Source organism: Acinetobacter johnsonii, from assembly GCF_048551975.1.
GTDB lineage: Bacteria > Pseudomonadota > Gammaproteobacteria > Pseudomonadales > Moraxellaceae > Acinetobacter > Acinetobacter johnsonii_A.
In genome coordinates this window covers 1-301 of sequence record NZ_JBIMCF010000151.1, presented here as the reverse complement: position 1 = coordinate 301, position 301 = coordinate 1, and the positions used below count along the sequence as shown (strand labels likewise).

Annotated in this window: 1 pseudogene; it reads right to left on the bottom strand. The window is 46.8% G+C overall.

Features of this window, described 5'->3' with window-relative positions:
• Positions 1 to 301 (bottom strand): annotated as a pseudogene (locus ACG9ZB_RS17010) (magnesium transporter); the annotation flags it as partial.

Below are 301 nucleotides of genomic sequence, written 5' to 3'. Positions count from 1 at the left end.
GCCCTGCTCTCTAACCGTAATCAGAACTTGCGGCGTAAGCATAAAGCTAATCGGGGTCGTCGCAAGACCAAAAGCCCGTTCATGTTTTTCAGCCGCTGGCGTATCAAGCTTGATTTGATCATCAGGTGTGATCAGCTTACGAAAGATCAGTAAGTCGTAATCTTCCAAAGTGTCAAAGGCACAAGGGTGTTCTACATTGAGAATATCGCGCAGATGATATTCATTCATCCACAGTCCCGTTGCCGCATAAATGTCCTGCTGCCAATGTTCTTCCCGATTGACCACCTCATCACTACTACAC